The 14,146-nt window shown below is 69.0% G+C and carries 11 protein-coding genes and 2 pseudogenes; 4 read left to right on the forward strand and 9 right to left on the reverse strand.

Translation table 11 applies throughout. The annotated features are described in order from the left end of the window. Window positions 1-62: 62 nt before the first annotated feature. From M4V62_RS00335 to M4V62_RS00345, 3 genes are all read right to left on the reverse strand, one after another. Window positions 63-1,049, reverse strand: a complete 987-nt coding sequence (locus tag M4V62_RS00335) for an aldo/keto reductase (RefSeq protein ID WP_249585151.1) — start codon at window positions 1,047-1,049, stop codon at window positions 63-65. Between the two features lie 80 nt (window positions 1,050-1,129). Next, window positions 1,130-1,300 (reverse strand): AraC family ligand binding domain-containing protein, encoded by a 171-nt coding sequence (locus M4V62_RS00340; protein ID WP_425575246.1) that lies wholly within the window; start codon window positions 1,298-1,300, stop codon window positions 1,130-1,132. 74 nt (window positions 1,301-1,374) lie between these two features. Further along, on the reverse strand, window positions 1,375-1,695 hold the full coding sequence (locus M4V62_RS00345) for a carboxymuconolactone decarboxylase family protein (RefSeq protein WP_249585152.1): 321 nt from the start codon (window positions 1,693-1,695) through the stop codon (window positions 1,375-1,377). Between the two features lie 220 nt (window positions 1,696-1,915). On the opposite strand from M4V62_RS00345, the gene M4V62_RS00350 reads away from it, so the two are divergent. Continuing rightward, window positions 1,916-2,788, forward strand: a complete 873-nt coding sequence (locus M4V62_RS00350) for a helix-turn-helix transcriptional regulator (RefSeq protein ID WP_249585153.1) — start codon at window positions 1,916-1,918, stop codon at window positions 2,786-2,788. A gap of 174 nt (window positions 2,789-2,962) precedes the next feature. Beyond that, complete coding sequence (locus M4V62_RS00355) at window positions 2,963-4,207, forward strand: ROK family transcriptional regulator (RefSeq protein WP_249585154.1); 1,245 nt, start codon at window positions 2,963-2,965, stop codon at window positions 4,205-4,207. A 64-nt stretch (window positions 4,208-4,271) separates the two neighbouring features. Here M4V62_RS00355 and M4V62_RS00360 read toward each other — a convergent pair whose 3' ends face one another. The 6 genes and pseudogenes from M4V62_RS00360 to M4V62_RS43795 all read right to left on the reverse strand — a co-directional run. Further along, window positions 4,272-5,651 (reverse strand): GH1 family beta-glucosidase, encoded by a 1,380-nt coding sequence (locus tag M4V62_RS00360; protein ID WP_249585155.1) that lies wholly within the window; start codon window positions 5,649-5,651, stop codon window positions 4,272-4,274. 26 nt (window positions 5,652-5,677) lie between these two features. Beyond that, window positions 5,678-6,535: a carbohydrate ABC transporter permease gene (locus tag M4V62_RS00365; RefSeq protein ID WP_249585156.1), complete on the reverse strand. Its 858-nt coding sequence runs from the start codon at window positions 6,533-6,535 to the stop codon at window positions 5,678-5,680. A gap of 5 nt (window positions 6,536-6,540) precedes the next feature. Then, window positions 6,541-7,500: a carbohydrate ABC transporter permease gene (locus tag M4V62_RS00370; protein WP_249585157.1), complete on the reverse strand. Its 960-nt coding sequence runs from the start codon at window positions 7,498-7,500 to the stop codon at window positions 6,541-6,543. Window positions 7,501-7,510: 10 nt separating this feature from the next. After that, entirely contained in the window at window positions 7,511-8,776 is a 1,266-nt protein-coding gene (locus tag M4V62_RS00375) for an ABC transporter substrate-binding protein (RefSeq protein WP_425575247.1), read from the reverse strand. Between the two features lie 124 nt (window positions 8,777-8,900). Then, a pseudogene (locus M4V62_RS00380) lies at window positions 8,901-9,212 on the reverse strand (xylose isomerase); the annotation flags it as partial. Then, window positions 9,204-9,377: pseudogene (locus M4V62_RS43795) on the reverse strand (xylose isomerase); the annotation flags it as partial. The pseudogenes M4V62_RS00380 and M4V62_RS43795, both read right to left, overlap by 9 nt. A 328-nt stretch (window positions 9,378-9,705) precedes the next feature. Here M4V62_RS43795 and yicI point away from each other — a divergent pair. Both yicI and M4V62_RS00390 read left to right on the forward strand, forming a co-directional pair. After that, window positions 9,706-11,943, forward strand: coding sequence for an alpha-xylosidase (gene yicI, locus M4V62_RS00385; RefSeq protein ID WP_249585158.1), 2,238 nt, complete (start codon window positions 9,706-9,708; stop codon window positions 11,941-11,943). A 1,017-nt stretch (window positions 11,944-12,960) separates the two neighbouring features. Beyond that, window positions 12,961-14,076, forward strand: coding sequence for an AI-2E family transporter (locus M4V62_RS00390; protein ID WP_249585159.1), 1,116 nt, complete (start codon window positions 12,961-12,963; stop codon window positions 14,074-14,076). Window positions 14,077-14,146: the final 70 nt, after the last annotated feature.

Consider the following 14,146-nt stretch of genomic DNA (forward strand, 5'->3'; position numbering starts at 1 on the left):
TGTTCGCCGGCGAGCCCGGTCGGCCGCGTCGGTTCGGTGACGACGTGCCGGCGAGTTCCGGTTCAGCGGCCGACGAAGCCCATGTGCAAGGCGTTGTAGCGGTCGCCGTGGATGCGCAGGCGGGTCGCTACGCCGTCCAGGTCGGCGATCTCATCCGCCGACAAGGCGACCTGGCTCGCCCCGGCGTTCTCCTCCAGGCGCTGAATCCGGCGGGTGCCGGGAATCGGGACGATCCACGGGTTCTGGGCCAGGAGCCAGGCCAGGGCGATCTGTCCGGAGGTGGCGTTCTTGTTCTTGGCGAGGGTGGCGACGTGGTCGACCAGGGTCTGGTTGGCCGCCCGGTTTTCCTGGGTGAAGCGCGGGATCGAGGTGCGGATGTCGTCCTTGGCGAAGGGTGTCGTTGCATCGACCGTGCCGGTCAGGAAGCCTTTGCCGAGCGGGCTGAACGGGACGAAGCCGATGCCAAGTTCGGCCAGGGCCGGCAGGACCTCGGGCTCGGGGTCGCGGGTCCACAGGGAGTATTCGCTCTGCACGGCGGTCACCGGGTGGACCGCGTGGGCCCGGCGGATCGTGACGGCGGATGCCTCGGAGAGCCCGAAGTGGCGGACCTTGCCGGCTTGGACCAGTTCCCCTACCGCACCGGCCACTTCTTCGATGGGCACCTCGGGGTCGACGCGGTGTTGGTAGAAGAGGTCGATGGTGTCGCTGCGCAGGCGGCGCAGGGAGGCGTCGGCGACGCGCCTGATCTGCTCGGGGCGGCTGTCGAGTCCGGCGGAGGCGCCGTTCTCGATGCGCCAGCCGAACTTCGTCGCCAAAACCACCTGGTCCCGTACGGGTGCGAGGGCCTCACCGACAAGCTCTTCGTTGACGTAGGGGCCGTAGACCTCGGCGGTGTCGAAGAAGGTGATACCCGAGTCGGCTGCGGAGCGCAGGACCTGGATCATGTCCTGACGGCTGCCGGGATTGGGGCCATAGCTCTGCGACATGCCCATGCATCCCAGGCCGAGCGCCGAGACCTCGAGGCCCTGACCGAGTGTGCGTGTGTGCATGGAGTGCGTCTCCTTCGTCGTTGGGGTGCTGACAGTACGGCCGGCCGAGCGTGTCGGGGAGGCCGGACTGGGTGAGCGTTTCAGCTGGCGGAGTTGATGGTGACCGTGAAATCGCCGGTGGGGGCCGCGAACCGGCTGTCGCGGGTACCGACCAGGCCGGCACCGTCGGTGATGTAGAGGACCTGACCGTTGGCGTGCGAATGCCAGTTCATGCGGGCACCGGGCGTGAAGCGGACCAGTGCGGAGGCCAACCGGGCTGGCTCCTAGGGCGTCTCGTCCGGGGGCGAGGACGGCTTCGCCCGGCCCGGTGATGCGTGCGGCGGCGTCAGGCCGCAATTTCGTCGGCGATCTTCTTCAGCTGGTTGATCGCGGTCATCGCGTTGGGCCAGCCCGCGTAGAACGCCAGGTGGGTGATGGCCTCGGACAACTCCTCCACGGCCAGCCCGTTCTCCAGGGCCTTGCCCAGGTGGTAGGGCAACTGCTCGCTGCGGTACAGAGCGGCCAGCACGCTCACCGTCACCAGGCTCCGGTCCCGTGGGGAGAGCTCGCTACGCTCCCACACGTCTCCGAAGAGCACGTCGTCGGTGATCTGGACCAGCTTCGGCGCGATCGGCGCCAGCTCCTTGGGCGCGGACTGCTTCGCCATGTGATGACTCCCTGGAATAGGTCGAGTGCCTTCCGGTAGGACCACTGTCTGCGGAAGCTGCCCCACCGGCAGCCCCAGAGGGCGGCGGTTGAGCGGTTCCGCAAACGCGCAGTCCTACCGATATCGACGAAACCGCAGGTCACCAGCGCACGGAAGGCACTGTTGTTGCAGGTACTGGCAGAACCCCCCAGGTCAGACCTGTCAGCCCTAGCCTGACGGTATGGACACCGCCCACGACATCCGCGAATTCCTCGCCAGCCGCCGCGCCAAGATCACCCCGCAGCAGGCCGGACTGCCCGCCTTCGGCAGCAACCGCCGCGTGCCGGGACTGCGTCGCGAGGAAGTCGCCCTGCTCGCCGGTGTCAGCATCGACTACTACGTCCGCCTCGAGCGCGGCCACCTCGCCGGCGCCTCCGAGGAGGTCCTCGACGCCCTCTGCAACGCGCTCCAGCTCGACGAGGCCGAACGTGCCCACCTCTTCGACCTGGCTGCTGCGCAGCGCAGCAGGCCCGCCCGCCGCGCCAGGAGGTCACGTACTCCCGTACCGGCCAGCATCCAGCGGGTCCTGGACTCCATGACCGACAGCCCGGCCTTCGTGCGCAACGGGCGCCTGGACATCCTGGCCATCAACCGGCTAGGCCGCGCCCTGTATGCCCCGCTGTTCACCGACGCGGCACCACAGCCGGTCAACATCGCCCGCTTCCAGGTCCTGGACCCTGCCGGGCAGGACTTCTTCCCCGACTGGGACGCGGCCCTCAACACCACGGTCTCGTTGCTGCGCACCGAAGTCGGACGCGCCCCGCACGACTCCGACCTCACCAACCTGATCGGTGAGCTGGTCACCCGCAGCGACGCCTTCCGCCTCGTCTGGGCCAAGCACAACGTGCGTCTGCACCACACCGGCCGCAAGCCCTTCCGCCACCCCGAGGTCGGTGAGCTCACCCTGGACTTCGACGCCATGGCACTGCCCGCCCAGCCCGGGCTGACCCTCACCGCATACAGCGCCGAGCCGAACACCCGCGACCGCGACGCCCTGCGGCTGCTTTCGGCCTGGGCCGCCACCGAAGACGCACAGCACACAGAGGGTGGATGATCTCCAGTCACCTGCACCGCCGCCCTCGGGCGGGCAGTTGCCCTTCCGGGGCGGCTGGGCCCCGGTGCTGTTCGCTGCTTGTAGCGGCTGGCAGGAGTGTCGCCTCGGGAACCCCCGAGGCACAGCCACAGCCATGCAGGTCGTCGCGGCCCTTCGCATAGGGTCGGACCCACGATGAACAGCAACGATCCGTCCGCCGCGCCGTCCAAGGCCGACAAGGCGACCGTACGGCGGCACAATCTGAGCCTGGTGTTGCGTACGGTCCATGACGCGGGTGAGGCGACGCGCGCCGGGGTTGCCGCGCGGGTGGGGCTGACCCGGGCCGCGGTGTCCTCGCTCGTGGATCAGCTCCTCACCGAGGGGTTCCTCACCGAGTGGGGCAAGACGTTCAGCGGACAGGCGGGGCGGCCGGGTACGGCGCTGCAGGTGGCGCGGACCGGGCCCGCCGGGCTCGGGGTCGAGATCAACATCGACTACGTGACGGTGTGCGTCATCGACCTCGCCGGCACCGAGCGCGTACGCCTGGTGGAGCGCACCGACAACCGGGGCGCCCCGCCCGCCACGGTCCTGGCCCGGGCGGCGCGGCTCGCGTCGCGGGCCATCGAGTCCGCCACGGAGCAGAGGCTTCGCCCCGTCGGTGCCGAACTGGCCCTGCCCGCCCTGGTCTCCGGTGGTTCGGTGCGGCAGGCGCCGAACCTGGGCTGGAACCGGGTGGCCGTGGAGGGGCTGTTCGCGCAGGCGTTGACGGCGCTGCATCCCACGCACCGCGCGCTGCCGGTCAGCGCCGACAACGAGGCGAACCTGGCTGCCATGGCCGAGCTGTGGTTCGGCGACAGCGACGACCGCGTGACCAGCTTCATCTACCTGACCGGCGAGATCGGTATCGGCGGCGCCCTGGTGCTGAACGGTCAACTCCTCCGCGGCGCCCACGGGTTCGCTGGTGAGATCGGGCACGTGGTGGTGGAGCCGGACGGTCCCGAGTGCCGCTGCGGTGCGCGGGGCTGTCTGGAGCAGTACGCGGGACAGGCAGCGCTGTTGAGGACGGCGGGTCTCGACGAGAGCGCGGGCCTGACCGGGCTCGCGGAGCTGGAGCGCCGGGCGCGCGAGGGCGAGCCGCAGGCCCGGAACGCGATCGACGCGGCCGGGCGCCGGCTGGGCCGGGTGCTGTCGGGCGCGGTGAATCTGATCGACCCGGACGCGGTGATTCTGGGCGGTGTCTTCCGCGACCTCATGCCGTGGCTGGCCCCCGCCGCCGACGAGGAGCTGACCGCCCGTGTGGTGTCGGGTCTGTGGACGCCGGGCAGCAAGCGGCTGCGGGCCTCCTCCTTGTCCGGTGATGCGGCGCGGGGCGCGGCCGCGCGCGTGGTGCGCGAGGTCCTTGCGGATCCGGCGGCGTACGTGGAGCGCGTGGCGGACTGACATCTCGGCCCGGGGTGGGGTGGGGGCCTGGCGGTGCCGGTCAGCCGCGCGCTCCGGGAGGGTGTCAGCCCCGGTGTGCCGCGATCAACTGCCGGTACCAGTGGTAGCTGTCCTTCGGGGTGCGCTGCTGGGTGTCGTAGTCGACGCGTACGATCCCGAACCGCTTGGCGTAGCCCAGTGCCCACTCGAAGTTGTCGAGCAGCGACCACACGTAGTAGCCGCATACGTCGACGCCCGCTTCCATGGCGGCGCACAGGGCCGTCAGGTGGCTGTGCAGATAGGCGACGCGGTCCGTGTCGTGGACGCCACCGTCCTGGTCCACGACATCGTACTCGGCCGAGCCGTTCTCGGTGATGTGGATCGGCGGCAGGGCCTCGCCGTAGGTGCCCTTCAGCGCGGTCAGCAGGTCGGTGAAGGACTCGGGCACCACGGGCCAGTTCATGGCCGTGCGCCGCACGTCCGGGTAGGCCGTCTCCTGATAGCGGTTGTCCGTGGCGACGCGATGGGCGGGGTCGGGCTCGCGGTAGGGGGCGTCGGCGACCACGATCGGCCGGTAGTAGTTGACGCCGAGAAAGTCCAGCGGCTGGGCGATCAGATCGAGGTCCCCATCGCGGCGGAAGTCCTGGCGGGTGATCAGCTCTCCCCAGGTGTCCTGCTCGGTCGCGGGATAGCGGCCCGCGAGGATCGGCTCCGTCCACACCAGGTTGTGCTGGGTGTCGGCGCGTACGGTGGCCGCGCGGTCGGCGGGCGTGTCGTTCGCGGGCACGTTGCGATCGAGGTTGAGGGTGATGCCGGCTTCCCGGACGCCGGTCGCGCGCAGCGCCTTCATCGCCAGGCCGTGGCCGACGAGCAGGTGGTGTGCGGAGGCCAGGGCGCCGGTGCCCTCCTGGGCGCCAGGGGCGTGACGGCCGACGGAGTAGCCGAGGAAGGCGCTGCACCACGGCTCGTTGAGGGTGATCCAGCGGGGTACGCGGTCGGCGAGGTGCTCGGCGACGATGTGCGCGTACTCGCCGAAGCGTTCGGCGGTCTCACGCACGCGCCAGCCGCCCTGGTCTTCCAGGGCCTGCGGCAGGTCCCAGTGGTAGAGGGTGGCGGCCGGTTCGATGCCGGCTTCGAGGAGTTCGTCGACGAGCCGCGAGTAGAAGTCCAGGCCCTTGGCGTTGGCGGGACCGGATCCGGTGGGCTGGATACGGGGCCAGGCGATGGAGAAACGGTAGGAGTCGACCCCCAGGCCGCGCAGCAGGGCCACGTCCTCGGGGTAGCGGTGGTAGTGGTCGCAGGCCACGTCGCCGGTGTCGCCGCCATCGACGCGCCCCGGGGTGTGGCAGTAGGTGTCCCAGATGGAGGGGCCGCGGCCGTCCTCCTGCGCGGCGCCCTCGATCTGGTACGAGGCGGTGGCCGCGCCGAAGACGAAGCCGGAGGGAAAGACGGGCAAGTCACTCATGGATGGCCTTACTTGGCTTACGTGGCTTACTTGACGGACCCGCCGGTGATGCCGGCGGCGATGTACTTCTGGGCGAGGACGAGCAGCACCGCTGCCGGGATCGCGGACAGGACGGATGCGGCCATGACGGAGCCCCAGTCGCCGACGTGCGCGCCGATGTACTGGTAGATGCCGAGGGTGACCGGCTTGACGTCGTCGGTGGTGTTGAGCGTGAGCGCGAACATGAAGTCGCTCCACGCGTACAGGAAGGAGAACAGGCCCGCGGTGATCAGGGAGTTGCGGCTCATCGGGAGCACCACCTGCACGAAGGTGCGCAGTCGGCCCGCGCCGTCGACCTCTGCGGCCTCGATGACCTCCCTGGGGATGGCCACCATGAAGGAGCGCATCAAAACGATGGCGAAGGGGATGCCGAGCGAGGCGTCGGCGAGCATGAGGCCGAAGTAGGAGTTGACCAGGCCGAGATCGACGTACGCACTGTAGAGCGCGTTGGCGATGACGATGCCCGGCACCATCTGGGTGATGAGCGTGCCGAAGACGATGGTGCGGGTGCCGCGGAGGCGGAACTGGGCGAGCCCGTAGGCGGCGGGAGCGGCGATCGCGAGGCAGATGGTGACGGCGCCGAAGGCGACGGCGAGCGAGGTCAGCAGGTGGCCGCCCTGCTCGCGGATCGCGGAGGTGAACCCGGACATGTCCACCCCGTGCGGGATGGGCGAGACCTCCAGGAGGCCAGCTTCGGGCTGCAGGGCCGTGTTGAGCATCCAGTAGAGCGGGAAGAGCATCACGCCCAGGATGAGTACGCCGACGACGGTGGCGCCCCAGCGGCGCTTCGCCCTGGTGGCAGGCCGCTGAGCCGTGGGTGTCTGGGTGACGGTGGTGGTCGCCATGGCGGTCACTTCCCCTCGGAGCGGTTGGCCCGCAGGTAGAACACCGCGAAGACGGCGGAGATCAGAATCAGGACGTTGCCGACGACGGCGCCCGCGCCGAAGTCCAGCTGCACGAAGGAGTTCTGGTACGTGAGGGTGCCCAGGGTCTGGGTGGAGTCGGCGGGGCCGCCGTCGGTCAGGGCGAGGATCAGGTCGAGGATCTTGACCGTCGACATGAAGCCGAGAACCAGCACCACGGTGATGACCGGCTTCAGCAGCGGCAGTGTGATCGACCGGAACGTGCGCCAGGCGGACGCGCCGTCCAGGGACGCGGCCTCGTACAGCTCCTTGGGGACCTCTTGGAGGCCTCCGTAGAGGATCACCATGTTGAAGGGGATGCCGATCCAGATGTTCACCAGGATGACGGAGAACAGGGCCATGCCGGGGCTGGTCAGCCAAGGGGTCGCGCCGCCCAGGCCGAAGGTGTCGAGGAAGGAGTTGAGGACGCCGGTGTCCTGGTCCAGGATGCGGCGCCACACGATGCCGGAGACGACCATCGGGACGAGCCAGGGCAGCAGGATCAGCGAGCGCAGCACGCCGTTCAGCGGGAATCTCTTGGTGAAGAAGACGGCGAGCGCGAGGCCGATGCCGAACTGGCCGATCAGGGACCCGATGGTGAAGACGACGGTGTGCCACAGCGCCTTGCCGAACAGGTCGTCCTGGAAGACCTTGCTCCAGTTGTCGGTGCCGTTGAACGGGGCCTTGCCGTCGAAGAAGGTGGAGGGCGAGTAATCCTGGAAGCTCATCAGGACGTTGCGTACGAGCGGGTAGCCGAAGAAGAGCACCATGAAGAGGACCGCGGGCGCGATGAAGCCCCACTGGGAGAGCCTGCGGCGGCGCCGGGCGCGTGCCGGGTCGGGCTTCTTGACGGTGGTCGTCGGGTGATCGGCGGCGGGTGCGGTCGCGGAGGCTGTGGTGGTCGACATGTTCGTCACGTCACTTCCCGCTCGTGGCGCGCTGCTGGGCGCGCTGGAGCGCGGCCTCGCTGGACTGCCCGGTGAGGGCGGACTGGAAGGCGCTCTGCAGGGCGAGCGACACCGACGACCAGCGCGCGCCGACCTTGGCCGTGCGCGAGCGCGCGGTGGCCACTTGGTCGGCGAGGGCGTCGAGTTCGGGCACTTCCTTGCGCCAGACGGCGGCAGCCTTCTCGTTGGCCGGGACCATCCAGCTGTTGCGCGCGTAGGTGATCTGCTCCTTCTCGCCTGCCATGCAGTCGATGATCTTCGCGGCGGTCTTCTCGCGCGCGGTGTCACCGGTCTTGGGCACGGTCAGCACGGCGCCGCCGAGCGGGCCGACGGAGTCATCGCCCGCCTTCGGCACGGGGATCCGGGCGATGCCCCAGTCCAGGTTCTTCTTGGTGTTGAGGGTCTCGACCTGCCACGGACCGTTGATCATCATTGCGGCGTTGCCTGCCATGAACTGGTCGTTGACGTCGGCCTGGGTCCAGTTGACGGTCGACTTGGACAGTGAGCCGTCCTTGATGAGGCTCTTCCAGTAGTCGAGCGCCTGGGCGACCTGCTTGCTCGCGAGGTGCGACTCGTCGCCGCCGTTGGACCACATGAACGGCGTGAACTGGAAGACGCCGTCCTCCGCGCCGCCCGCGCTCAGGGCGATGCCGTACTGCTTGCCCTTGGTGAGCTTCTTGGCGCTCTGCCGCATCTCGGCCCAGGTGGTGGGCACTTCGAGACCCGCCTTCTTCAAGGTGTCCTTGTTGTAGAACAGGGCGAGGGTGTTCACCGTGCGCGCGGCCCCGTAGTACGTGCCCTTGTAGGAGCCGAAGTCGACGATGCCCCGCGGTATGTCCTGGGTGGACAGGCCCAGCGTGCGCAGGTCGATCAGGCCGCCGGCCTCGGCGAACGTGGGCATCTCGGAGGCGTCGAACTGGATGACGTCCGGCAGGGACTTCGACGACGCCATGCGCAGTGACTTCGTCATGACCTGTGCGGCCGGCACGCTCTGCTGCTCGATGGTGATGCCGAGCCGCTTGCTGCAGCGGGACAGGGTGGCGGCGTCCCAGCCGTGATACGAGTCGTCGGTCGACGAGTTGAGGACGGTGTAGACGTCGTCGTCGCGTTGCTGGCCGCAGCCGGCGAGCGCCGCGGTGGCCACGAGCGCGGAGACAACGGTGAGCGGGACCGTCGCCCGCCGACCGGCGCGGCGACGCCTGCCACGCGCGCGCTCCGGTATGTGTGCTGCTGTCACGGTGGTTGCCCTTGCCTGGGAGGGGTGGCTGGCCCGGCGGGACGCCCGTGTCCCGCCGGGGGTGTTCGCAGATCCCGGTACGGCTCCGGCCACGGCCGTACGGGCTCGATCGCGGGGTGCGGGATCAGCGCGCGCCGAGCAGGTGCTCCATGGCGAGCTGGTCGAGGCGCTCGAAGGCCATGGAGCGCTGGGCGGCGGCGTTCACGTCGTGGTCCTCGTACGCGCCCTTGTCGCCCAGGAGCTCGGCCAGGCCCTCGGCGGCGGTGGGCCGTGCGAGCTGGTCGAGTCGGGAGTCGCGCAGCGCCTGTCGCGCCTGGGGATCGGTCCGGAACCCGGCCGAACGCTCCTTGAGAATCAGGGAGTTGCGCATGCGGTTCTTCGCGGAGTCCCCCACGCCCTCGACACCGTCGGTGCGCGCCGGCTTGAAATCGTCGTGGAACGTCACGCCGCACGCACCCAGTTCGGCGAGCCGGTGTACGGCGTCGACAGGGTCAAGGGCGGGGCGGGTGGCGTTGCCGAAGGGGTCGTTGCCCCGCCAACCGACGGTCCACAGACCGAACGTGAAGGTGTCTTCGGGGGTGGGGGTGAAGCAGTCGGACATGGTGCGGCCCTTTGCTGCGAGTTTGTTTTCTGACATGACTAATACGCGACGAAGCGCTTCGACGCTAGACCCCGGAGTCAACTTCAAGCCCTGCAAAACCTTGGCTACCTGGCGCTGCCAGGAATCGAAGCGCTTCCGCATCCACACCGAAGAAGGACCCTTGCCGTTTTGTTTTCTGTACGATCAAATGGCCCGCGCAGCTACTTCCCCCTCAAGATCGCAAGCCAGTTGAGGCGCTCCACGCCACCGCCCGACGTCGTCACCGGCAAGGGAAGTCCGACGGCTCCTGCGACCCGAACTGCCACCCCGCACCACCCTGAGGAAGATCATGAAGTTCACCGACGGCTTCTGGCTCATGCGCGACGGGGTTCAGGCCTCGTACGCGACCGAGGTCCGCAGCGTCCGAGCCGACGCCGACCGCTTCACCGCCCACGCAGCGACCAAGCGCGTCGAGCGCCGCGGCGACACCCTCAACTCCCCTCTGCTGACCGTCGACTGCTTCTCCCCCGCCGAGGGCATCATCGGCGTCCGCACCACACACCTGGCGGGCAAGCTCCACCCCGGCCCGGACTTCGCACTGCCGGGCGCCGACACCGGGGCCGGCCAGGTGCGCCGCGACGGCGACATGATCGAGCTGACCAGCGGCCCCCTGACCGCACGCCTGGACCAAGCCTCGCCCTGGGCGCTGTCGTTCCGTGACGCGGACTGCCGGGAGGTGACATCGGCGGGCCGCAAGGGCACGGCCTTCTTCACCACCAGCGACGGCGCGCACCACATGGCCGGGCAGTTGGCGCTCGGCGTCGGCGAACAGGTCTACGGCCTGGGTGAGCGCTTCACGCCGTTCATCAAGAACGGCCAGGTCGTGGACATGTGGCAGGCCGACGGCGGCACGAGCAGCGAACAGGCCTACAAAAACATCCCCTTCAGCCTGCACGTCTCCCCCGCCGGGGCGTACGGCGTGTTCGTCAATCACCCCGGCAAGGTGAGCTACGAGATCGGCTCGGAGGCGGTCGGCCAGATGCAGTTCAGCGTCGAGGACCAGACGCTGGAGTACTACATCGTCGCGGGCCCGACACCGAAAGACGTCCTGCGCCGCTACACCGCGCTCACCGGCCGCCCGGCGCTGCCGCCGGCGTGGTCGTTCGGACTGTGGCTCACCACGTCCTTCACCACGCAGTACGACGAAGAGACGGTGACGTCGTTCGTCGACGGCATGGCTCAGCGGGACATCCCGCTGAGCGTCTTCCACTTCGACTGCTTCTGGATGCGCGAGTACCAGTGGTCGGACTTCGAGTGGGACCCGGATGTCTTCCCCGACCCCCAGGGCATGCTGGCCCGGCTCAAGGGACGGGGGCTGAAGCTCTCCGTATGGATCAACCCGTACATCGCACAGAAGTCCGCCCTGTTCGACGAGGCCGCCGCCGCGGGACATCTGGTGAAGCGGGCGAACGGTGACATCTGGCAATGGGACCTGTGGCAGGCGGGCATGGCGCTCGTCGACTTCACGAACCCCGAGGCCTGCGCCTGGTTCCAGGCGAAGCTGAAGGTGCTGCTCGACCAGGGCGTCGACTGCTTCAAGACCGACTTCGGTGAGCGCATCCCCACCGACGTGGTGTGGCACGACGGCTCCGACCCGGAGCGCATGCACAACTACTACACACACCTGTACAACCGCACCGTCTTCGAGCTCCTGGAAAAGGAACGCGGCACGGGCGAAGCCGTCCTGTTCGCGCGTTCGGCGACGGCCGGCGGCCAGCAGTACCCGGTGCACTGGGGCGGCGACTGCTGGTCGTCGTTCGGTGCGATGGCAGAGTCGCTGCGCGGCGGTCTGTCGCTGTCGCTGTCGGGCTTCGGCTTCTGGAGCCACGACATCGGCGGCTTCGAAGGCACCCCGGACCCGGCGGTCTTCAAACGCTGGCTCGCCTTCGGCCTGCTCTCTTCCCACAGCCGACTGCACGGCTCCAGCTCCTACCGGGTGCCGTGGGAGTTCGGTGACGAAGCCGTAGACGTGACACGGAAGTTCACACGGCTCAAGCACCGACTCATGCCCTATCTGTACGGCGCCACGGCCGAAGCGCACCACACCGGCATGCCGCTGATGCGGCCCATGCTCCTCGAGTTCCCCGAGAACCCCACCGCCCGCGGCCTGGACCGGCAGTACATGCTCGGCCCCGACCTGCTCGTCGCCCCCGTCTTCTCGGCCGACGGCGACGTCGAGTACTACCTGCCCGAGGGCACCTGGACCCACCTCCTGACCGGCGAACACGTACAGGGCCCGGTCTGGCGCCGCGAAAGGCACGGCTTCGACAGCCTGCCCCTGTACGTCCGCCCAGGAGCGGTCCTCCCGCTGGGCTCCGACACACAGCGACCCGACGGGGACTGGCTCGATGGCCTCACCCTGCTCGTCACCCCCGACGCACAAGAGGTGACGGTCACCGTCCCCGACCACGCCGGCCGCCCTGCCGCCACTTACCAGGTGACGCGCGAGGCGACGGACGCGACGGTGACCGTGGCCCCGCCCGAAGGGCACAGCGCTCCACGCACGGTGGTCTCGGCAGACCTGTGACGTCCGGAGCCCAGGCAGATACCCCCGTCAAGGACGGGGGTATCACGGGGCGAGCCGGTTCCAGTGGCGCTTGTGGAGTGCGGCTGCGTGCAAAGGCGACCTGACTCCACAATCGTCCGGCGGCTGCGCGGACGAGGCGACATCTTGAGAGGCTCGCGCACCTGCGTCTCGTTACGCAGGTGTCCTCTGGACGGGCAGCGGAGGTGCACTGGGTGGATCGCGGCGGCGTGGAGGGGCGGCATTGGCTGGCCGGCTCGGTTGCCGCGAGCGCCAGTGGTTCGTGCGCTCGGGTCCGGCGCGGCCGTTTCACCGGACCCGATGGCCGCCCATGTGCGTCGGCTCCGCCGCAGACCCACACATACGAAGACGGCCGCCACCTCGCTGACCGGTATCGCGGGCACGAGTTGGGCGCCTCGGCCCGACACGTTCACGACATCGGCGAGCGGGGTGCCGGGCCTCCTTCATACAGCTCACCTCAGAGCAGGGCCGCTGACCGGCTCCGGACGAGACCCGAGACGAACCTGGACCGGCCACCGCATGGTTGCCCGCCTCCACCAGGACAGCATCCGCACCGGCACAATCGAACTCCGCCCGGTCCCGCGGCCGTTGTCAGGGCATCCGAAGGTGGCCTCGCTGGCGCCGCGCCGGAGGAGATACTCAGGCTCATCGACGACATCGCCGACGCGTGCGAACACAGCACGGGGCCAATGCCCGTCGCTGACGCGGCACTACGCGGGCGATGCTGGATCCTCTGCCCGGCGATCGGCGGCGCCCAACGCCCCCGTCCCTGAAGCCGCCCAGCAACCGCGCCTGCCCAACAGCCAACGGGCCTCGGAGCAGGGCTGCGTAGGGGATGCCACGCCCCCAACCACAGCCGCACATCTCCTCGACCGAGCCGCGAGCAGGGCAGCCTGCTCCGGGTACTGGTCGTCCGGTCGAGCAGCAGAAAGCTTGCCGGACCAGTGTCGGCCGAACGCGGTGCCGAAGTATGACTGAAGCATCAATAGGGTGTCCCCCATGTCTGCCACGCTGAGTTCCACGAAAACCGCCGCCGCGCTCCGCAGATCTGCGCGGGTCTCCGTCGAGTTGCTGCTGGTTCTTGTGGCCGCTGCGGTAGCGCTGTGGATTCTGGGTCGGATGTGGTCGGTCGTCTGGCCACTCATCGTAGGCCTCTTGCTCACCACACTGACCTGGCCTCTGGCCCGCTTCCTACGCCGGCGCGGGTGGCCCCCCGCCCTGGCCGCCTCGGTGGTGACCGTTCTGTTCCTTCTGTTCGTTGCGGGCATCGTGGCGCTGATCGCAGTGCCGGTGGCGTCCCAGTCCGGTGAACTGTCCGACGGCGTGGCCGAAGGCATCGAGAAACTGCGCGAGTGGGCCGCCGGGCCGCCCCTGAACATCAACGACGCCCAGATCTCAGGCGGAGTCGACTCCGCGATCGCCCGGATCAAGGACAGCCTCGGCAGCATGGTCACCACTCTCTTCACAGGAGTGAGCACCGTGTTGAACGGTGTGGTCACCGCGTTCCTGTCGCTCTTCCTGATGTTCTTCTTCCTCAAGGACGGCCCGCGGTTCCTTCCGTGGCTCGCACGTCAGCTCCCCGGCAGGCTCGCCGACGACGTCCCGATCGTGGCAGCGCGGGGCTGGGACACTCTGGGCGCCTTCATCCGTTCCCAGGCCTTCGTCGGCCTGCTCGACGCGGTCTTCATCGGTCTGGGCCTGTGGATCCTGGGTGTGCCCCTCGTGCTCCCGCTGGCGGTGCTGACCTTCGTATCGGCATTCGTGCCGATCGTGGGTGCCCTGTTCGCCGGTTTGGTAGCGGTGCTCATCGCGTTGGTGTCCAACGGCCTGACAGACGCGCTGATCGTGCTGGCGATCATCCTCGTGGTGCAGCAACTCGAGGGCAACGTGTTCCAGCCGATCATCCAAAGTCGCGGGCTGGGTCTGCACGCGGCGGTGGTCCTGCTGGCAGTCACACTGGGCGCGAACCTGGCCGGCGTCGTGGGCAGCCTGCTGGCGGTACCGGCAGCCGCCCTGATCGCGGTGGTCTGGAACTATCTGCGCGAGCAGCTCAGCGACCCGCCGCAAGAACCGGAGACCGAGGACCCGCACCCGGGCGCGGCGGCCCCGTCGTAGCTCCTCCTTCCTGTCGCAGCCTCGCCTCCCGATCGCGGGGGCGGCCGAGTGGGTAGGCCGTTGCTGACCG

This window comes from Streptomyces durmitorensis, from assembly GCF_023498005.1.
Classification (GTDB): Bacteria; Actinomycetota; Actinomycetes; order Streptomycetales; family Streptomycetaceae; genus Streptomyces; species Streptomyces durmitorensis.

Excerpts from the sequence above, each read along its gene's own strand:
- M4V62_RS00365 (WP_249585156.1), bottom strand. The coding sequence starts at position 6,535 with ATGGCGACCACCACCGTCACCCAGACACCCACGGCTCAGCGGCCTGCC.
- M4V62_RS00335 (WP_249585151.1), bottom strand. The coding sequence starts at position 1,049 with ATGCACACACGCACACTCGGTCAGGGCCTCGAGGTCTCGGCGCTCGGC.
- M4V62_RS00345 (WP_249585152.1), bottom strand. The coding sequence starts at position 1,695 with ATGGCGAAGCAGTCCGCGCCCAAGGAGCTGGCGCCGATCGCGCCGAAG.
- M4V62_RS00360 (WP_249585155.1), bottom strand. The coding sequence starts at position 5,651 with ATGAGTGACTTGCCCGTCTTTCCCTCCGGCTTCGTCTTCGGCGCGGCC.
- M4V62_RS00355 (WP_249585154.1), top strand. The coding sequence starts at position 2,963 with ATGAACAGCAACGATCCGTCCGCCGCGCCGTCCAAGGCCGACAAGGCG.
- M4V62_RS00390 (WP_249585159.1), top strand. The coding sequence starts at position 12,961 with ATGTCTGCCACGCTGAGTTCCACGAAAACCGCCGCCGCGCTCCGCAGA.
- M4V62_RS00350 (WP_249585153.1), top strand. The coding sequence starts at position 1,916 with ATGGACACCGCCCACGACATCCGCGAATTCCTCGCCAGCCGCCGCGCC.
- yicI (WP_249585158.1), top strand. The coding sequence starts at position 9,706 with ATGAAGTTCACCGACGGCTTCTGGCTCATGCGCGACGGGGTTCAGGCC.
- M4V62_RS00370 (WP_249585157.1), bottom strand. The coding sequence starts at position 7,500 with ATGTCGACCACCACAGCCTCCGCGACCGCACCCGCCGCCGATCACCCG.